Genomic DNA, 20,363 nt, shown 5'->3' with positions numbered 1-20,363 from the left:
AAATTTTAATTCCGTACCAACCAATTATTAATTAAAAAGCTGTTAGAATGAGTAGCTAATCCCTCCAAAAATATTCATTCCGATCATCTCATAATATAAATATTTGCTATAAGAAGTGTTCAGTAAATTGTTAATTCTGGCAAAGGCAGCAAATTTATTGTTGATTTTATAACTGGCTCCCGCACCCAGGTCGACAAAGCCCTTTACTGATACTAAGGTTTCATCCTCACGTTTTGGGATTAAGTAAGGATTGTCTGGTGCTGCCAGATATACTTTGGCCCTGCTGTCACTTTGGATTGCCACAGATGCATTAAGGCCAAAACTTTCAGTGATGTTCAACCTTAAGTCTGAGGTCAGCCTCATTTGGGGTTTAAACCAGCTTTGGGTTTCGGCCGCTGGTTTGTATTCCTCTATGTTTATTTTGCTTGTCCATTTTAGGGCATCGCTCACCTGAACTGAAATCTCACCTTCAGCCCCCGTAAGTTTGGTTGTACCAAAATCGTAGATCACATCAAACTTGTTAAAATTGCTAAAGTTGTTCACGAACAAGGGCATGTCTTCGATCCTTTTATGATATATTTTTGCCTTATAGCCAAAACCAGGGCCTCCGGTACCTTTTATACCACCACTGATGCTTAATTTTTCGATGCTGTTTTTAATGAATATATTACTGTTCAGGAAGGAATTCTCATCTGTAAACTGCTTTAGTGAATTACGGTTAACGTCTCCTTTTAATTCACCGAATATTTGCAGGTAGTCGGGTATCATGGTAAAATCAGCAGTTACTGCAGGAAATATCCTGCTTGATGAAACATCCCCAAATTCCTGTACGAAATTGATACCTGCGTTAATGATTACACCGTTAGTTTGCAGCTTTATATAAGGATTTAGCTTAAATATGTTATTGCCCACAGCGGTCAATTCATCTTTAGTGCTGCCAAATTCTACTGAAGAAGCAAGTCCCAGATTAAAGCTGTTGATTCGCTTATTCATATAGCCATTTAATATGATGGAACTTTCCTTAGCATCAAATTTATCGCTCCAGATATAGCCGTTTGCTTTTGCTGCATAGCTAAAGGCATCAGGATCATCAGTAAATTTATTAACGACTTCCCCTTCTGCTTCAAAGAATTTTAACACCTGTCTTTCAGGATCAGGGTTTAAGGTTGGGTTACTTTTGTCAATGCCATAAAAATACAATCCGTTTCTCTGGAAATTAACGCGTCCGCTTAAAGTAGCTAAATCACCTATTGTACGTCCAAATACACTTAATTTTTGCTGGTCTGCTTTCTGCTTGTTCAACTTCCCTGATTGTCCAAGGTGTTGAAAGTAAGCGCCGGCTTCAAGCGCGGGATCATCACCCATATTGACATATCCTTCTGCGAGGAGGGTACCTGCGCTGCCAATTGCTCCCTTAACATAGTTGTTAATTAATTCTGCTTTGCGCTCTTCTGCTACTTGCTGTGCCTGAAGTTTATTAATATCAGAATTCAGCTCCAGTTTTCTTTCTGTCAGGTTATAATTGAACTTTGCTTTATAGGTCTTCACGTCGTTCAAATCAGGGCTTCTTCTTAGTTTTACTGCTTCGGCCAGAATAGGTTTATAAGGCCTTACAACTTCGATGTCTTCGATAACAGATTTTTCTTCTGTCTTTTTTTCCGTGGTTTTGGTTTCCTGTGCTTTGATGGTAAAGCCAGTCCCAGCCATACAAAAAATGGTAATATATATAAATTTCGTCAATCTCATTTCGCGTATCTTATTTGATTTTTTCTAATTTGGCTTTAGCTGTAGGAATAATATCATCCTTACCTTCGTAATTGTCAATAATACTTAAGAGCGTGCTTTTTGCCTGCAGGTTATCTTTTAATGCTACGTAATTATCAGAAAGCAATATGAAAGATTTAGCTACCCAATAATCATGAGAAGGCATGTTATTGATTATATCAAAGCAAGTTTTTGTAGAAGTTTTATAGTCACGCTTGGCATATTGCACCACTGCCAGATTGTATTTAGCTTCTGCAGCAGCTACCGTCTTAGTTTTACTGACCACATTATTCAATGCTTTTACTGCCATAGCTGTATCTGCTTTTAGGAGATATGCTTTGCCGGCATATAAATCAGCACTGTTTTTCTCTTCTTCAGAACCTTTTTCAGATTCTTTGATCAGCTGAACATATTTCAACATATCATCAGGCATGTTCAGGGCATCATAAGCCTTTAGCAGGTTGTTGATCGCGTAACTGTGACGGGCTTTATAGTCTGCAGTAGTTTCTAATCTTTTTAAATAGACAATTGCTTCATTATATTTTTTCTGATTTAAGAATAGCTGTGAAATACTTACCAGTGAGCGCTCAGTATAATCACTCGTCCAGTCATTCAGGATGTACTCATAATCAGGTATTGCCTCATCGGGCCTGCCTAGTCTTACCAGCGACTCAGCTCTTACAAATTTTGCTTCCTTATCATGAATCGCTTTTGGGAATTTATCAAAGTAAGCATTGATGGCTTCGAAAGCGCCCTGGAATTCACCTTTTAAATACCTGTTACTAGCAGCAACGAACACAATGTTGTCTTGCTCGGCCATTGAATAGTTACCTATCGGAGTAGAATTTGCATATTCAATAAAACCTTGCGAATCACCTCTGTCGATGTAGATATTTTTAATGGATTCAAGTGACTGTTTGGCCTCTTCTGCACTTGGATAGTCGGTAATCACCTTTTTGAAGGTCACCAATGCCTCATCGTCCTTATCCTGATTGTACTGCACCAGGCCTATTGTAACCAATGCCCTTGGTACATAGCTACTGTTTGGGTATTTGACAATCAATGCACTCAGGTCTGTTCTTGATTTCTCCAGGTCACCTATTTTAAAATAAGTATAGGCAGTTTCAAATCCAGCATCATCGGCATAATTTGATCCCGCATATTGGGCAAGCAGTTGCTGCATGGTGCTGATTTTAGCTTGGTCCTGATCTTCCAGGCCCTGAATCATCCCTCTTTGAAAAAGTGCATAGTCTTCACCAGTAGCCCGGCTGGAAATAATTCTATTATAGTTGGTAAGTGCATTCCCATAGCTTTTACTAACAAAGTAAGAATCGGCCAGTCTGATAATCGCATCGTTTACGGTGTTTTGATCTTTGTCATTGCCCCTCAGGAAACGCTCAAAATAATTAGCAGATTTGCTATATTTCTCATCTTCAAATGCTGCGTAGGCCAATGCATAATTCGCAAAATTATATACCCCGGTTTTCTCAGCGCCTGGCATATCCAGGAATGTTTCAAAATGCGATACTGCCTCACCAAATTTTCTCAGTTCATACGATGCTTCTGCTTTCCAATAAGTACTCAGCGCATGGATTTCCGGGTCCTGAGGAAATTTCTCTGATCTTAAGAACATCGAAAGTGCATTTGGGAATGCGCGTTCATTATAGAATTCCAGTCCTCTGAAATAGGTTACCTTCTGATAAGCTTCTTTAGCTTCGGGAGACTTGTTAGGGATAGGCTCAAGAATGTCTACCGCCGCCTGGTAGTTTTTGCTGGTTAGCAGGATTTCACCAAGCAGTGTTTTTGCCTCATTTATTTTTCTTGATGAAGGGAATTGCTTTATGAAGCTCCGTATGGATTCCAGCGCCTGCTGACTAAAATCAAGTTCATAACTTAAACGGACATAGTTTATCCAGGCTTCTTCCTGTACTACCTTGTCAAAATCCAACCTCGATGCCCTAAAAAATGCACTTCTTGCTTTTTCTTTATTCTTAAGCTGGATAAAGGAACGCCCTAGCGTGTACATCCCGCTTTGCAGGTAAATGTCGTCTGTGTCCAGCTTTTCCAAAATAGTGACCGACTGCTGGTATTTTTTTTGCTCAAACAATGAGTAGCCGTATTGATATACAAACAGGTTGTTTTTTTTGCCAGACTTGTCTTTTGAATAAAACTCAGCAAAATACTTTTCTGCGTTGACATAATCAGACTTTGCAAAATAAGAAGCTGCTATAATGCTCAGCATTTCAGCTTCATATTGCTGCTTGGAAGATTTAAGAATGGGCAATGCGTAGCTGATTACATCATCATAGCGCTCATCAAGATAATACATCGAGGTGATATAATAAGGATAGCTTGCCTCATAAGTAGGAGAACCTTTTAGTTTCTCAAAATTACTCAGGGCAGTTTTATATTCCTTATTTAGATAATTGATATAAGCAAAGTAATAAGTTGCGCTTTCCTGAAAAGGGGAATCTTCTTTTTTTACGAGTTCAAACAGCGACTCAGCTTTTTCAGTATCATTTTTTTCAAAATAGGCATAACCTTGTTTAAACTGATATTCCAACCTTTGTTTTGCTGAAAGTGTGGTAGGATCAGTTTTCTCAAACCATTCCAATGCTTTGTCATAATTCTTTTGAGCAAAATAAGCTTTACCTACATGGAAATATGCCAGTGTTGTATTAGGATTAAGGGGATATTCTTTAATGAAGTTCTGGAACAGGCTTTCTGCATCACTGTTTCCAAGTTCCAGGGCACATACCGCTGCATAAAACTTGGCATTTTCTTTAAGTAAAGATAGTTCTGCATTACTTTCTTTTTGGGCCAGGGGTTTCTGTCTGGTTTGCTCTACTAGCTTAAACTGATGTGCAGCTGCAACATATTTTTCATTCTCCAGTAGTTCTAAGCCCGTTTGATAATTTTTATTGAGACTAGCCAGTATGCTTGTCTGCGCATAACCTGCGGTCAGGCCGCCTGCCAGCAACAGCGGAATAAAAAAGTACTTTTTTTTCATTTGTATATATTCTCTTTTAAAGAAGATGAAGCTACTATCAACTTATATTCATTTTTACAATGAATTGGAAGAAGATGGCGGTTGCATCCGATTTCAAATATGGTTGGTACTAATATAAATATAGTATTAAGTCTTATTGACATAAGAAATTAACATGTGTTGATAACAATGGTTAAACGCAAAGAAAAACAAATTGGTATAAAAAAGAATTTAACAAATTAGTCCCTTTGAGAGGCTAGCAGATAAAGCACTGCCATTCTCACTGCTACTCCATTTTCCACTTGTTCCAGGATAATAGACTGCTTGCTGTCGGCCACATCGCTGGTGATCTCCACACCCCTGTTAATAGGGCCTGGATGCATCACGATGATTTCTTTATTAAGGTTGTCAAGGATCTGTTTATTAAGACCATACATCATTGCATATTCTCTCAATGACGGGAAATATTTAATGTCCTGTCTTTCCAGCTGTATACGCAGCATATTGGCCACATCACACCAGTTAAGCGCTTTGATAAGGTTATGTTCAATTTTAACACCCAGGCTTTCTATGTATTTAGGAATCAATGTTGTCGGTCCGCATACCATCACCTCTGCACCCAGTTTCTGCAGGCATAATATATTTGATATAGCTACTCTTGAATGCAGTATATCGCCTACGATCACTACTTTTTTGCCTGCCACATCGCCCAGCTTCTGCCTGATGGAGTAAGCATCCAGCAAGGCCTGGGTGGGGTGCTCATGAGCGCCGTCTCCTGCATTTACAATCTGTGCTTTAATGTGCTTGCTTAAAAAAACACCTGCACCTGCGTACGGATGACGCATCACTACCATGTCTACTTTCATGGCCAGGATATTGTTTACAGTATCGATCAGCGTTTCACCTTTGCTAACGGATGAAGAGGAGGCTGCAAAATTAACTACATCAGCAGAGAGCCTTTTTTCAGCAAGTTCAAATGAAAGTTTTGTACGTGTAGAATTTTCGAAAAATATATTTGCAATGGTGATATCTCTTAACGAAGGGACCCTTTTGATAGGCCTGTTAATTACATCTTTAAAATTATCTGCAGTTTCAAAAATCAATTCTATATCATTCCGGTTAATATCTTTGATGCCTAAAAGATGTCGGGTTGATAGTTCTTCTACTGCCATATTATTTATTGCTTTCTGATAATAAGATAACTTTGTCTTCTCCTTCAGTCTCCTTCCAGCTTACCCTTACCTGCTGGGAATTTATGCTGTCTACCTGCTGGCCGATGTAGTCAGGTTCTATAGGAAGCTGCCTGGAAAAACGCCTGTCTATCAATACCATAAGTTCTACTTTTGCTGGTCTGCCATAGGCAAGTAAAGCATCCATTGCTGCCCTTATGGTTCTGCCAGTCCATAAAACGTCATCAATCAGGACGACTTTTTTACCTTCAATAATGAAATTAATGGTATTGGTGTTTGCCGAGACTATTCCGTCTTTTCTTCTAAAGTCATCCCTGAAAAAGGTGATGTCCAGATTCCCTTTTTTTATCGTATCCGTATTAAGGATTCGTGAAAGCTCCCGCTGCACCCTGTCTGCAAAGTAACTGCCTCTGGGCTGGATGCCTATTAAAACTGTATTAGAAAAATCGATGTGATTCTCAATTAATTGATGACAAAGTCTCTTAATTGTGATCTGGAATTTTTGTCCGTCTAGCAGGGTTCTGTTTTGCATTGACTAAATGATTAAGCAAATATAGGGAAAAAGTTTAAACCCCAAGTCACTAAAAGGGCTTTTTGAAAAATATTTAGAAAACCCTTAAGGCTTAATGGTTAAGTACCTTTTGCTATAGGTAATCCCCATTAGATCATATCGTTTAAATTGTGTCTTCATGCGATTTAAAAAATCAGGGTAATTTTTCTTTGCTTTCGGACTCCATAAAACCTCGCTTAGGGCATCCAAACGTGGAAACAGCATATACTCTGCTTTGGCAGGGTTAGCAATATACTCCGACCATAAATTGCCCTGTGCGCCCAAAATGTATTTCGCTTGTTCAGCCCTGAGTTCTGCGGGTATGGGTTCGTAATTGTAGACCGTTGCCAATGGCAAGTAATTAGCGGCTGTCAAGCTATCATCTTTTAAAAACTGCGCATGGTTAAAATAAAGTTTTGCTTCTGGTGTCATGATCACTTTTTGCCTGATTTTCGCAGCCGCGATACCCCCTTTTTCTCCTCTCCAACTCATCACGATCGCATTGGGAGCAAGGCCACCATCCAGAATTTCATCCCAGCCTATAATGGTTTTACCCTTGCTGTTTACAAATTTTTCAATTCGGTGAATGAAATAACTTTGCAGGGCGCTTTCATCTTTGAGCTTGTTTTTCACTTTGATTTGTTGGGAAAGGGGTGATTGCATCCACCATTTTTTAGCTGCTTCATCACCACCTATGTGAATATAGGGCGATGGAAATAAGTCTATTACTTCTGTCAGCACATCTTCCAAAAACTTAAATGTTTCTTCAGTGGGCTGTAATACATTGTTGAACTTGTTGAAGATACCCCAGGTTTGGGCTACTTCATACTTCTTGTTGGGTTCTGTGCCCAATTCAGGATAAGCAGCCAATACAGACATGCTGTGTGCAGGCATTTCTATTTCCGGGATAACAGTTATGTACCTTTCAGCAGCATATTTGATCACTTCTTTGACTTCTTCCTGTGTATAGTAACCGCCATACCTCAATCCGTCATTACCGGTCCCAGGGTATAGTCCTATAATGGTTCCATTTCGCCAGGCGCCAATGTCTGTCAATTTTGGGTGCTTCCTGATTGCTATTCTCCATCCATGATCATCTGTTAAATGCCAGTGAAAAAAGTTCAGCTTATGCATTGCCAGGTAATCGATGTATTTCTTAACAAAGTTGACATCAAAGAAATGTCTGCTGACATCAAGATGCATACCCCGATAAGCAAATCTGGGATAATCGATAATATCTACCGAGGGAATAATTAATTTGCCTGATTGATCGTTTGCTACCGGTAAAAGTTGAATGATGGTTTGTACAGCATAAAATAGCCCTTCTTTAGATGCTGCTCCGGCATTTATCTTATTCAGCAATACTGAAATGAAGTATTTATCGGCATTGGTATATAGCTTTTTATTGATAACCAGATTAATGGTATGCGTGCCGTTAACCTGTTCGGGATCACTGGTGACCCTCAGGCTCAGGTTATAATATTTACTGATATAATCAGCTAAATATTGTGCAGAGGACATTGCTGAACCGTCACTGATAAGGATAACTGTGTGCTTGTCGATGATGAATTTATCTTTAGGGAACAGCCCCTGACGCATTTCTACCGGCTGTGGAATTAAATTTGGAAGTTGTGCGCTGCTAATAGTAAATGAAAATAAGCAAAACATCAAAATGAATATATTTCTCATAATGTACAAGATAGAATGCCGGTGTTTATGAAGTTTACCGGCTGCAAAATAACGAAAAAAGGCATCCCTCACAGGATGCCTTTTAATATGTATTTAAAGATTAAGACTATTTTTTAGCCTTGTTTTCTTCACCTTCCATTTGTTGTTTTAGTTGTGCAAGCACGCCTAAATCACCTAATGTAGATTTTTCAACAGAATCTTTAACTTTTTTCACTGCACTGCTGGAAGCTTTAGCTTCTTTTTTCTTAGCGTTACGCTCTTCATTAGCAGCTTCAGCTTTAGCCTCTTCCCAGATACGGGCATGAGAAACAACGATACGTTTAGCATCTTTGTTAAACTCAATGATTTTAAAGTCATTGGTTTCTTCAGCTTTTATAGTACCACCATCTTCTTTAGCCATATGTTTAGTAGGTACGAAACCTTCAACACCATAAGGTAAAGCAATAACAGCACCTTTATCAGTTACCTTAACAACAGTACCCTGGTGAATTGAATCTACTGTAAAGATAGTTTCAAAAGTATCCCAAGGGTTTTCTTCCAATTGTTTGTGGCCTAAGCTCAATTTGCGGCTTTCAACGTCAAGTTCAAGAACAACTACGTCTAATGTATCACCAACTTTAGTGAATTCATTAGGGTGGTTAACTTTTTTCGACCATGAAAGATCAGAAATATGGATTAATCCGTCGATACCTTCTTCGATTTCAACAAATACACCGAAGTTAGTCATGTTTTTAACTACGGCAGTATGTTTGCTTCCGATAGGGTAGCGCTCAGCAACATTTTGCCAAGGATCTTGAGTCAGTTGTTTGATACCCAGGCTCATTTTACGGTCGTCTCTGTCCAAAGTTAATACTTCAGCTTCGATTTCATCGCTAACTTTCAGGAATTCCTGAGGGCTGCGCAAGTTTTGTGACCATGACATTTCTGAAACGTGGATTAAACCTTCAACACCAGGAATGATTTCAAGGAAAGCACCATAATCAGCTACAGTAACAATTTTACCTTTAACTTTAGAACCAATAGTAAGATTAGTATCTAAAGATTCCCAAGGGTGTGGAGTCAATTGTTTTAAGCCCAATGCAATACGTTTTTTCTCGTCATCAAAGTCAAGAACAACTACATTGATTTTCTCATCCAGGCTCAATACTTCTTTTGGATGCTCTATGCGGCCCCATGAAATATCAGTGATGTGAAGTAAACCGTCTACGCCACCAAGATCGATGAATACACCGAAGTCTGTGATGTTTTTAACGGTACCTTCCAATACCTGACCTTTTTCAAGTTTAGATACGATCTCAACTTTTTGGCTTTCCAAATCATCCTCAATAAGGATTTTGTGAGATACCACCACGTTTTTAAACTCGTGATTGATCTTAACAACTTTGAATTCCATTGTTTTACCCACGTATACATCGTAATCGCGGATAGGTTTGATGTCAATTTGTGAACCTGGTAAGAACGCTTCAACACCCATGATGTCAACGATAAGACCACCTTTAGTACGGCTTTTAACAAATCCGTTGATGATTCTGTCATTGTCAAGGGCTTCATTGATGGTCTCCCATGATCTTTGTGTTTTAGCTCTTTTACGAGATAAGATTAACTGGCCGTTAGCATCTTCAGGGGCTTCCACGAATACGTCAACTTTATCGCCAACTTTCAAATCAGGTGTATCACGGAATTCAGAAGTAGATACCAGACCGTCCGATTTAAATCCAACGTTCAATACCACGTCTTTGTTGTTTATGGAAACAACAGTACCGCTAATGATTTCACCCTGAGTGATTTGATTGAAAGTATCGGTATACATGTCTTCAAACTTTTTACGGTCTTCATCAGAATATTTTCCGAATACTTTATCATCTGCATCCCAGTCAAAATCCTGATCTGGTGTAGCTAATGATGATTTGATCTGTTCGATCGACACTGAATCAGCTTCTGACTCAATAGTCTCTTTTTCAGCAAGACGAGCGTCTGTGCCTTGTAGTTCGGCTGTTTTAGCCTCTAGTTCTTTTTCTGCTACTTGTTTTTTAGCCATTAAAATTAAATCTCCTTTTCCCCGTTAGGGACGGCAAAGATAAGAAATATTCTTTTTAAAGAAAAGATTTTTTTTGTAAACGTTGTTGATTTTGAACCGATTGTCGCACAGTTATGTGCACCTATACGCAAAAACTCGAGTAAGAAAATAATGCAAGAACAGGATCGGGGTCAATAATCAGCCAAATCATTTTGATTTTATTAGGCAAATATCCAAAGTACTTTTTAAATGCACTGCTAAAATGTGTTGGATATCTGTAACCCATTTTTCTGGCCAGCTCTGCTATGGTAATGTCTTTTTCCAGCAGCATAGATTTTGCCTGTTCCATTTTATGCTGGTTCAGATACCCATATACCGTAGTTCCAAAAGCAATCTTAAAGTTACGTTTCAGGTTAAACTCATTCGTGCCCACCATATGTGCAAGCGTGCGGAGCGAAAACTGACTTCCCGTGTCATTGGTGAGGATTTTCTGTACTTCATACATCTTATCAAGCTCATCTTTTTTAAGCTGGTACTTGATATCCCCATTTTTCAACTGTTCATATTGGGACAATTGCAGTACCAGCAGTTCGAGTGCCTTCGATTCCAGGAATAGCTTTTCGCAGAAGCCTGTATGGCCAGAAGTTTTCAAGGCATTTAGTATCGCTATTATTTCTGGGGTAATGTGTAAGTTGAATTTCGAAAAAACTGCTGCCTTATCTTGCTCAGTTCCTTTTTTTAAATTTATAAAGCCTGTATGGTCATGGGGGAGATACCTGGAAAGAAACAAGTAATCAATAGTTAAGAATATCACGTCATGTTCTTCATGTTCGCTATGAAGCTGTAGCTGATGATGGTTCAGTAACAGGTTGTGCTGCTGATCTTTCAGCACCAGCAATGGTTTCTTTGAATTTGGAAGCTGGTAATTTAACGTGCCCTTTAACACAAACATCATTTGCAAACTTTGCTCAGGCCTTTTTTGCGCTTGGTTAAGTTTGTGAAAAGATGCCGCATTTTTGGAATAGCTGATAGAAATTTCTCTTTTTAAATTAAATAGGTGATCGGTAATTTCTCCCTTTAGCGTTAAATCTTCTCCTTTTGGCGTCATAAGCAGCATATATCTTTGCGGCGAAGTTATGGTTATTAAGACTACTTCTAAAGAAGCTATAAAAAAGTTACAATATATAGATGAAACACTGTTTACTCCTAATCCTGATCTTTTGCTTTAGTACTGTTGCCCTGGCGCAAACAGGCACCCTTTCTGGTAAGGTAACTGATGATAAAGGAAAGGCAGTGGCAGGTGCTACCATTACGCTAAAAGAGCTTAACAGATCAGCGATGACTGACGACAATGGGAGGTATGAATTAAAGGCTGTAAAATATGGCAGCTATACGCTGCTGGTCAGTTCAATTGTTACCCAGGGGGAAAGCATGACCGTGAAACTGACCGGAGCCAGTATCACTGCAAATGCCGTAGTAAAAGCCGTTAAAGACAAAGAACTAAGTGAAGTCAGCGTGCAGGGTAAGACAGAAAAGAGAAAGTTGGAGACGTCAGGGTTTGCCGTGGCTATCATTGAAACGAAAGATGCATCACTTAGAAATTTAACTACTAACGAACTACTGGACAGGACAGTTGGTGTTCGGGTCAGACAAAATGGAGGAGTAGGCTCAAATGTTGAATATAATTTGAATGGCATGTCGGGCAGTACTATAGGGATCTTTATCGACGGAATAGAAACCTCCACTTATGGCTCATCTTTCAACCTGAATAATATTCCTCCGGCGATGATCGAACGTATAGAGGTCTACAAAGGAGTGTTACCTTCCCATCTGACCGGAGACTATGTCGGGGGCGCTATTAATGTGGTGCTAAAGAAAGACGCTTCCCGCAACAATGCAACTGTTGCGATGTCTTACGGATCATTTAACACCTATAATGCTGATGCCAGTATAATCCTGCGGGATAAAAAAACAGGCTTGTCATTCAGAGGATCGGGTTTCTATACCTTTTCAGACAACAGTTATGAAATGTGGGGCAAATTCGCAAAATATACCGATAGAAACGGGATATTAATTCGGGATTTTAGGGCGAAAAGATTTAATAACACTTATAAATCCATTGGAGGACGCTTTGAAGCAGGGTTTACCGATGTAAAATGGGCAGACCAGTTTTTCCTGGGCTACAATATATCCGACACTTATAATGAGATACCACATGGTACTACGACTGGACAACCTTATGTAGGGCGTTTTGCCGAATACCAGGCTCATGTACTCACCTTGAACTACAACAAGAACAATCTTTTCATAGACGGGTTGTCGTTGAATATCAACGCAGTAAGAAGCAGCCGCTATACCTATGTACAGGATACTGTAACTACCTTATACAATTGGGATGGCAATCCTTTAATACTACATACGGATTACATGATTGAAGCAGGTGAACCGCCAATAGTCATGAAGTCTCCCATGAATGGCGCGCAACAAGGAATCCCTACAATCAGCCAGGTGGATAGAAAGATAATAAATTCGCGTTCAAATTTGGCATATACTGTTGTTCCTGGTCACAGAATTTCCCTGAACCACAAATTTGAAAGGACCGATAGAGATGATAAAAATCTTTTGAGACCGGTCAATAAGGACCTAATTACCGAAATACAGGTGGCCAAAAATATTGTGTCTGCAAATTACGAAGCGCAAACCTTTGAGAATAAGCTGCGTACCAATGTGCTTGTAAAGTATACCGCAAACAGTACCATGCAGACCGACCCTCAGGCCACGTATAATGCAGATGGTTCCTATCTGCTCAATCCACAAACATCACGAACTTTTAATGACAACTTTGGGTACGGTGCTACCGTTTCCTATAATATCATACCCAAACTTTTTTTGATAGCTTCCATGGAGAACAGTTACATCATGCCCACGGAAGAGCAGATGTATGGAAACCTCGAGAATAACATTTTGCCCAACTTAAATCTGCTTCCTGAGCAGAACATCAATTACAATATTGGTTTTCGGCTGGGGAGTCTGGATTTTGGCAAACACAAGATCTCATTTTACAGCAGTGCATTTTGGCGTAATGGATATGACAAAGTTACCAGGCAAACGGTCGATAGCGTAGTAACCGATTCCGACCTGGACATACAGGCGACCTCATTTATCAATCTCGGAAGAACGCAATCGAGAGGGGTAGAAGCAGAGGTGATCTATGTGTTCAACAACAAATTGAATGCCTCTCTCAACTTTTCAAAGTTCAATGCTTTATATAAACGGGACCGCGATGAGAACGGAACGGTAGACGATCGTTATAACCTTCAAATCCCCAATGAGCCTTTTTTCACTGTCAACGCAAACATTCAATACAGGTTAAATAATCTTTTGCAGCGCAAATCCATCACCAACGTTTATTACAATACAGGCTATGTAGGCGCTTATGATATTGCATGGCATCCATCCGAAGGAAGTCTTACGCCTGCTCAGTTTTCGCATGATTTAGGGGCCAGCTATCGTTTCCCCTCGGGAAAGATCATCGCCAGTTTTGATGCAAAGAACATATTCAATTCGGCCCTGTACGATAATTTTGGTGTTCAAAAACCAGGAAGAGGAATTTATTTTAAGCTGAATTACACGATAGGCAAATTTTAAACAGAAAGTAATTGATAACAATAAATAAATAAAAATATGAAAAAAGGACAATTGTTAAGAGGAGCACTTTTTGGTGCTGTGATTGCATCCCTGACATTAGGAGGCTGTAAAAAAGATAATGAGCCAGCTACTGACGATAAGCAGGACGATACGCGATGGATCACACTTACTGCGGCACTAAAACAAACAACTGATGGTGATGGCAATGGTGGTACCTTGGTTTATGCCATTAGCCATGACCAGGCAATTAATCCGGCATACGAGTTAGATATTTTCCCGGTAGGTAAAGGTTTAAAGCTTGAGTCTCCCCGCACATCGCGCGTACAGGCATCAGCAGACGGAAAATATTTATATGACATTCAGTATACTGGTGCCGACGGAGGTATTTTCCAAAAATTCAGAGTTGATGGAGAAGGTAAGTTTGTAAGAGAAGGTAATGAAGTTAACGCTGCCATTATCTTGGGTACATCTCCCCGTTGGGTAAAATCAACCGAAGGAATAGGTGTTGGGGTAAGTATTGCTACCGAGACAGCATATACCGGAACATTTCCTGCAGTAACCTTTGGGTCTATTAAATCCACTGCGGCAGTAGCATCTCTTAATCTTGACAATCCAAGTATCTTAAATACCGCTTCATTTGAAGTCCCTTTCACCGCAGAAGAATTGGCGCAGGGTTATTCAATCGGACGAATTGATATGCCTATCATCAACCAGGCAAAGAATAAAGTATATATTGGAGGTAATCTCTCTAAAGTCAATCCAAACGGCACTCCTACCCAGAATGCAACCTCTGGAGTCATATCATGGCCGAGTGACGCTGCGAATATTAAAGGTACGGTAACTATAGTTCTTGATTACCCGACATTGAAAAACCCGAAGCTAATTTGGTCTACGAAAAGTAAATACGGCAATAATGGATACCGTACAATGATTCAGCATATTGGCGATGATGGTCACGTTTATCAGGCTACAGGAACTGGGCCTACTGCAGCTTTTCCACATATTCTGCGTATAGATAAGAATACAAACGATTACGACAATACGTATTTGTTCGATTTATCTCAGGCATTGGGTGTTACTGGTGTAGCAGGCATTAAAGCATGGAGGTATCTTGGAAACAATAAAGGTTTTGTGATGTATGACATCAACAAAACTGGAGGATACCTGGCCCTGATAGATTTAAATGCCAAGACAGCTACTAAAATTGCAACAGAATATGAAGCAAAGCTGAACTTTGACCAACACCAGAGCATCGCTGTTCAGGGAGATAACGTGTATGTTCCATTGACCCCAGTAAGCGAAGCTGGAAATGTATTTGTCTACAATTGGAAAACGGGTACGCTTACTAAAGGCGCTAAATTGGCAAACGGTACAGGACACCGTTTTATCGGTGCTTATTAAGCTAATACGAATCCCTAAGTAAAAACAATAAAAAGGAGGTGCCGGAAAAAACCAGGCACCTCCTTTTTTTATGATAACTTCCGGGACTTTTTATGTCTGCCAAGCCAAATGATAAAGCCGGTAATGGGCAAACTTGCGGCTATTAAACTCGCTAAGAAAGCCATTATCTTTCCAGGAAGGCCAAGTACTGCCCCGACGTGGATATCATAGTTCATCCTGGCCAGCTTATCTGCTGCTGTAGCATTCGCAAACTTGCCATACATATGCGCTACTTCTATTTCTTCCAGCGTATATTGGTCATAAAACAGATAGTCTGCCTTCCAATAAGTACCTGGATCGGGGTTAACTGATAACTCCACTGAAGAATGCTTACCATGGGGAGGATGCACGTCCATACTGCCTTTAAAACCGGGTCTTTCAGCGCTCGCCTTTGCCCAGAGAATATCTTCTGCCGGAGCCTTGCCAGCAGCCAGCGCAACTAATTTTGCATCAGATGCACTCTTTGATACACTTTCTTCAAATGGGGTCGCTTGTTTACCTCCCGAAGAAACCCAATACACTGACTTTGCAAACCACTGGAAGCCCATCACCAAGCCAGAGAATGCCAGGAATATCAATATCCAGGTCATATAAAAGCCAAATACATTGTGCAGGTCATAGTTTACCCGGCGCCACCTGGCATTCCATTTTATCGTAAATCGTTTTTTGCTGGCCGCTTTGTTCTTAGGCCACCAAAGTATCAGTCCGGAAAATAAGAGGAAAGTGAACAATAGCGTAGCAGTGGCCAGCATTGGCTGCCCGATATCAGGAGGCAGCCACAGGTAGTAATGCCCCATAATCATGATCCTGAAAAAATCCCAGGCCATGTCCTTCACTTTCAGCACTTCACCTGTATACGGATTTACATATATGGTCCAGTAATAGTCTTCTCCTTCTTTAAAATACGATACTACACTAGCCCTACCTTGCTGATAGCTTATACTGTGTGCCTCCTTGTCCGGAAGGAGGCGGTTGGCAATTTTCTTTATCTCAGAGGGTGGGAGCAAAGGCGTATTTCTGATCTCCGCATACCTGTAAGATTGTACCGCATCTTCTATTTCCCGCTGAAATGCCAATATGCATCCGGTGATACCCAAAAAACACACAAACAGCCCGGATGTTAATCCGAGCCATAAGTGTATTTTTCCTATCCAGTGTTTTAACCGGTATTTATTCTTACTGACCATTAAAATTTATAAGTTATGCTCAACCTGTAATTTCTTGGTGCTTCAGTTTGCCAGTAATAATAATCACCATAAGAAGCACCACTATAAAGATACTTGTCAAGAATGTTAAACACATTAGCTGTTAAGCGTAATTTATCCTTTTCCCAAAAAATACCGCCGTCCAGTTTAAAATAGCTAGGCATTTCCTGAGTTCCTGCGCCTCCCCATGACCAGGTGCTGCGATCGGCCTGGTAACTGAAGCCACCTGATATTCCGGTGCCCTTTAGTGCTCCTTGTTGAAGTTTATAGCTCAGCCATGCATTGGCATTATGTTTAGCATATCCTGTTATTTTAGTTCCAACAGGGATAATTTCTCCATAAACCTCAGTTTCTTTACTTATCCTTGAATCTGTCAGTGCATAGTTAGCTACCAGGTTCAATCCGGTAAAGATCTCTCCGCGCAGGTCAAACTCGATCCCCTTGGTTCTGCTTTGTCCCAATTGTAAAGAGAAAGGGGCAGCAGGGGTGCTGGTTGGATCAGGTGATAATTCATTATTTTTAAGAATGCGGTAGGCAGCAAGGGTGGTATTCCAGCGACCATCAAACCAATCTTTCTTTATTCCGAATTCAATGTTGTTACCTGTCACAGGTTTAGGCTGTTCCCCGCTTCTCAGCGTACCTATCTGTGGAATAAAAGTCTGGTCATACAAGGCGTATACAGCAGTCTGATTATCAACAGAAACACTTAAGCCTACCCGTGGCGTAAATTTCTTGTCTTCTGTTACGGTACCATATTCAGATTGTTGTACGAAGGTATACCTCCCTGCCAGTGTCAATCGGATCTTGTTTTCCAGAAAGCCAAGCTCATCCTGCAGGTATAAACCGGTATACGATTGGTTAACCTGGTTATTTGCACCTCTCAGGTATAAACTTTTGCTACGATCGAACTGTGGTATTCCATTTACAGGAGCCCCATAAACCGGATGGTAAATATTAAATGGCTTAGTATCATTGTCAAGTGGAGCTGCCTGCCCCCAGTCGTAATAACGCTCTTTACTACCCAGGTCCAATCCAACCAATATACGATGGTTAACACTTCCAGTTGTAGCACGGCCATTCAAGAATGCCTGACCAAATTTGTATTTCAATGCCGCATCAAAATTATAAAGATCACGAATGATATCGCCATTGGCTGCTACCGATGATGGCCATATATCACTGGATATCTGACTATAATCTATATATGCCAATTGTGCTGTAAACTTCCAGTCGGCATTCAATTGGTGTTGCATGTTTAAAAATAGGCTATGCTCTTTGGCAATATTTGGTTCTATGCCGGGTTCAGACATGGTAAAATCCCTGGGCAATGTTGCATAACCATCCGGTGCAAAGACATAAGCCGATCCTAGATCGGATAGTTTAACATGCTGGTAATTGTATTCAGCTGTCACTAATGTTTGATCATCAATTTGATAACTGATTACAGGGGCTATGCTGTAGCGGTCGTTGTACTCATAGGCACGGTGTGAGTTTTTACTTTGTCCCATTAAGTTCAACCTGTACAAGAGTTTGCCAGACTGGCTCAGCTTGCCGTCCAGGTCCAGCGTGCTGCGGTACATATCATAACTGCCCAATGTAAATGAGGCTTCACCATTAAAATCTTTTCCTGTAGGCTTTTTCGTTACTACATTGTAGATACCACTCGGTTCGCCATTTGACATCATAAAGCCAGAGGGGCCTTTCACAAATTCAATATGGTCTACAAAGCTCATGTCTTCCGTAAGCGGACCCCAGTCTGATGTTAAGTTTATACCGTTTCTGAACGCTGCCGCCCTTGCACCACGGGTGTTTACACGGGTGTAGATATCTCCCCAATGTTCCAATCTGGTTAGCCCGCTTACATTCCTGATTACACCATCACTCATGCTGGTGATTTGCTGGTCGGCTAGTGTAGCAGAGGTAATCACCTGGATATTTTGCGGTGCTTCCAATAAAGGCCCGTCCAATCTTAGGGAAGAAGAAGGGGCATCAATCTTATATTTCTTTTTATTACCTGATACGACTACCTCTTTCAGCTGATCTGAACTTTCAGATAAGGTAAAGTCAAGATAACTGGTCTGGCCTTCTGTTACGGTCACCGTTTTCTCCGCAGCTCTCAGGCCTATTGCTGATACACGGATGGTATAGGTGCCGCTTCTTACTTTTTGGAAAGTATACTCGCCCTTGGTATTCGTGGTTGAAACAGTAGCCCTTTCTTTCAAACCTACTGTTACATAGGCTGCAGGGTCGCCGTCAGCTGTAATTATCTTACCTTTTATACTTCCTTGCTGCGCATATGCGGAAAAGGAGAACACTAGCAGGATAGCTGTTAAACTAGATTGTAAAATTCTATGCATCTTTATTTGGATTAATTCTAATTAAGCACAAAGAAAGCACCTATTCTGATATTATCAAAATTTATTTAGAATTAATCTAAGAAGAATACACTTGATCTTTATTTCCAACCGCCTCCCAATGCTCTATACAGGTTTACTACCGATTGAAGCCTTTGAAGTTTATCGCTCGTACTGCTAAGTTGTGCAGCCAAGAGACTTTGTTCTGAGGTCAGTACGTCTGTATAGTTGGTCGCAGAACTGTACCTGAGCAGTTCTTTGGTAAAATCTACCGCCTTAGTCAGGGCTGCTACCTGTTTTGCTCTGGTAGTCTCTTTTTCAATTGCAGTTTGGTAAGAAAATAATGCGTTTGACACTTCTTGTCCACTAGTCAGCAGGCTTTTCTGGAATTCATAAAATGCTATCTGCTGTTGTGCTTCGGCAGTTCTCAACCGTGCTTTATTCAAACTCCTGTTAAAAATAGGCTGGCTCAGGCCTCCGATTAAATTATAGAATATAGAGTTGTCAAAAAAGCTCTTTAAATCAAGCGTCGACAGACCACCATTTGCGGTCAGAGTCAACGCAGGATAGAAGGACGCCCTCGCTACGTTCTTATTTTCAAATGCTGCCCTGAAAGCAAATTCTGCCGCCTGCACATCTGGCCTGTTCTGCAGTAATTGTGCAGATACCCCTGTTTTCAGATCAGTGTAGGATTGCTGCTGATCCAATGTGGTACGGGCTACACTACCGGCGCCTTTTCCTAAAAGTATACTTAATGCATTCTCTGTTTCCCTGATGTTTCTCCTCAGGTCAGGAAGCGTTACCTGAGCAGCATACAAACTGGCTTCACTTTGTACCACTGCTGCACCGTTTACCACTGCGCCTTCTTTTAGCGCTTTCATGGTTTCTACGCCCTGTTCCCTGCTTTTGATGGTTTGCTCAGTGATGGCCAGTTGCTGATCCAAAGCCAACAGGCTATAATATGAGTTGGCTATGCTGGCGATTAACTGGGTCTGCACTGCTCTCTTAGCTGCATCCGTCTGCAATAAAGAAGCATATGCCGATCTTTTGGCACTGCTCAGCCTGCCCCAGATATCTGCTTCCCAGCTGGTGCTCAACTGTGCCCTGTAGGTCTGGGTCTCCGTATTGATATTAATCCCCGGCGGAAAATTTAATGCGGCCCTCGATTGCTTGGCATCAGTTACCGACAGATCTGCTGAAAGGCTTGGCAACAAAGCGGCCTTGCTCTGAAATAGCGTAGCCTCCGCAATTTTGATCCTTTCCACTGCCTGTTTTAGATCCAGGTTTTCATTGATGCCTTGTTCTATCAGCGTTTGTAAGGTAGCATCGGTAAACAGGCTTTTCCATGGTAGATCAGCTATTGTGGTGCTGTCGCCGGTAACGCCCGTACTTTCATTTCTATAAAGCCCATTGCTGTTCAATGCCGGGCGCTCGTACTTTTTTGCAACACAAGCCGTCAGTGTCAGTATCGAAAAACCGATGATAAAGTGTTTATTGTATCTGGTGTTCATGTGTTC

12 protein-coding genes are annotated in these 20,363 nt (G+C 40.7%); 2 read left to right on the top strand and 10 right to left on the bottom strand.

Going from position 1 to position 20,363, the window contains the following annotated elements; genetic code table 11:
* Positions 1-42 precede the first annotated feature (42 nt).
* The 7 genes from EZ437_RS18195 to EZ437_RS18165 form a co-directional block, all read right to left on the bottom strand.
* On the bottom strand, positions 43-1,707 hold the full coding sequence (locus tag EZ437_RS18195) for a TonB-dependent receptor (protein ID WP_225869618.1): 1,665 nt from the start codon (positions 1,705-1,707) through the stop codon (positions 43-45).
* Between the two features lie 49 nt (positions 1,708-1,756).
* A complete protein-coding gene (locus EZ437_RS18190; protein WP_131597494.1) occupies positions 1,757-4,774 on the bottom strand; it encodes a tetratricopeptide repeat protein in 3,018 nt (1,005 codons plus the stop codon).
* Between the two features lie 218 nt (positions 4,775-4,992).
* Entirely contained in the window at positions 4,993-5,925 is a 933-nt protein-coding gene (locus EZ437_RS18185; protein ID WP_131597493.1) for an aspartate carbamoyltransferase catalytic subunit, read from the bottom strand.
* A 1-nt stretch (position 5,926) separates the two neighbouring features.
* Positions 5,927-6,475 (bottom strand): bifunctional pyr operon transcriptional regulator/uracil phosphoribosyltransferase PyrR, encoded by a 549-nt coding sequence (gene pyrR / locus EZ437_RS18180; RefSeq protein WP_131597492.1) that lies wholly within the window; start codon positions 6,473-6,475, stop codon positions 5,927-5,929.
* Positions 6,476-6,559: 84 nt separating this feature from the next.
* The gene (locus EZ437_RS18175; protein WP_131597491.1) at positions 6,560-8,182 is read right to left on the bottom strand and encodes a beta-N-acetylhexosaminidase; all 1,623 of its coding nucleotides are present in this window, start codon (positions 8,180-8,182) and stop codon (positions 6,560-6,562) included.
* 106 nt (positions 8,183-8,288) lie between these two features.
* Positions 8,289-10,220: a 30S ribosomal protein S1 gene (gene rpsA / locus EZ437_RS18170; RefSeq protein WP_131597490.1), complete on the bottom strand. Its 1,932-nt coding sequence runs from the start codon at positions 10,218-10,220 to the stop codon at positions 8,289-8,291.
* Between the two features lie 121 nt (positions 10,221-10,341).
* Positions 10,342-11,307 (bottom strand): helix-turn-helix domain-containing protein, encoded by a 966-nt coding sequence (locus EZ437_RS18165; RefSeq protein ID WP_165500469.1) that lies wholly within the window; start codon positions 11,305-11,307, stop codon positions 10,342-10,344.
* A gap of 80 nt (positions 11,308-11,387) precedes the next feature.
* On the opposite strand from EZ437_RS18165, the gene EZ437_RS18160 reads away from it, so the two are divergent.
* Together EZ437_RS18160 and EZ437_RS18155 are read left to right on the top strand one after the other, a co-directional pair.
* Positions 11,388-13,847 (top strand): TonB-dependent receptor, encoded by a 2,460-nt coding sequence (locus EZ437_RS18160; protein ID WP_131597488.1) that lies wholly within the window; start codon positions 11,388-11,390, stop codon positions 13,845-13,847.
* A gap of 36 nt (positions 13,848-13,883) precedes the next feature.
* On the top strand, positions 13,884-15,248 hold the full coding sequence (locus EZ437_RS18155; RefSeq protein ID WP_131597487.1) for a hypothetical protein: 1,365 nt from the start codon (positions 13,884-13,886) through the stop codon (positions 15,246-15,248).
* Between the two features lie 68 nt (positions 15,249-15,316).
* Here EZ437_RS18155 and EZ437_RS18150 read toward each other — a convergent pair whose 3' ends face one another.
* The 3 genes from EZ437_RS18150 to EZ437_RS18140 form a co-directional block, all read right to left on the bottom strand.
* A complete protein-coding gene (locus EZ437_RS18150) occupies positions 15,317-16,474 on the bottom strand; it encodes a PepSY-associated TM helix domain-containing protein (protein ID WP_131597486.1) in 1,158 nt (385 codons plus the stop codon).
* Entirely contained in the window at positions 16,474-18,849 is a 2,376-nt protein-coding gene (locus tag EZ437_RS18145; protein WP_131597485.1) for a TonB-dependent siderophore receptor, read from the bottom strand. The genes EZ437_RS18150 and EZ437_RS18145 overlap by 1 nt, the downstream gene beginning before the upstream one ends.
* A gap of 98 nt (positions 18,850-18,947) precedes the next feature.
* A complete protein-coding gene (locus EZ437_RS18140; protein WP_131597484.1) occupies positions 18,948-20,357 on the bottom strand; it encodes an efflux transporter outer membrane subunit in 1,410 nt (469 codons plus the stop codon).
* Positions 20,358-20,363 lie beyond the last annotated feature (6 nt).

This window comes from Pedobacter psychroterrae (assembly GCF_004331695.1).
GTDB classification, from domain to species: domain Bacteria; phylum Bacteroidota; class Bacteroidia; order Sphingobacteriales; family Sphingobacteriaceae; genus Pedobacter; species Pedobacter psychroterrae.
The sequence above is the reverse complement of the archived record's forward strand: the minus strand, read 5'-3'. Positions and strand labels throughout refer to the sequence as shown.

Bases quoted from the DNA above. Each gene is read 5' to 3' on its own strand.
- rpsA (WP_131597490.1), bottom strand. From the start codon at position 10,220: ATGGCTAAAAAACAAGTAGCAGAAAAAGAACTAGAGGCTAAAACAGCC.
- EZ437_RS18150 (WP_131597486.1), bottom strand. From the start codon at position 16,474: ATGGTCAGTAAGAATAAATACCGGTTAAAACACTGGATAGGAAAAATA.
- EZ437_RS18190 (WP_131597494.1), bottom strand. From the start codon at position 4,774: ATGAAAAAAAAGTACTTTTTTATTCCGCTGTTGCTGGCAGGCGGCCTG.
- EZ437_RS18145 (WP_131597485.1), bottom strand. From the start codon at position 18,849: ATGCATAGAATTTTACAATCTAGTTTAACAGCTATCCTGCTAGTGTTC.
- EZ437_RS18160 (WP_131597488.1), top strand. From the start codon at position 11,388: ATGAAACACTGTTTACTCCTAATCCTGATCTTTTGCTTTAGTACTGTT.
- EZ437_RS18155 (WP_131597487.1), top strand. From the start codon at position 13,884: ATGAAAAAAGGACAATTGTTAAGAGGAGCACTTTTTGGTGCTGTGATT.
- pyrR (WP_131597492.1), bottom strand. From the start codon at position 6,475: ATGCAAAACAGAACCCTGCTAGACGGACAAAAATTCCAGATCACAATT.
- EZ437_RS18175 (WP_131597491.1), bottom strand. From the start codon at position 8,182: ATGAGAAATATATTCATTTTGATGTTTTGCTTATTTTCATTTACTATT.
- EZ437_RS18165 (WP_165500469.1), bottom strand. From the start codon at position 11,307: ATGACGCCAAAAGGAGAAGATTTAACGCTAAAGGGAGAAATTACCGAT.
- EZ437_RS18185 (WP_131597493.1), bottom strand. From the start codon at position 5,925: ATGGCAGTAGAAGAACTATCAACCCGACATCTTTTAGGCATCAAAGAT.
- EZ437_RS18195 (WP_225869618.1), bottom strand. From the start codon at position 1,707: ATGGCTGGGACTGGCTTTACCATCAAAGCACAGGAAACCAAAACCACG.
- EZ437_RS18140 (WP_131597484.1), bottom strand. From the start codon at position 20,357: ATGAACACCAGATACAATAAACACTTTATCATCGGTTTTTCGATACTG.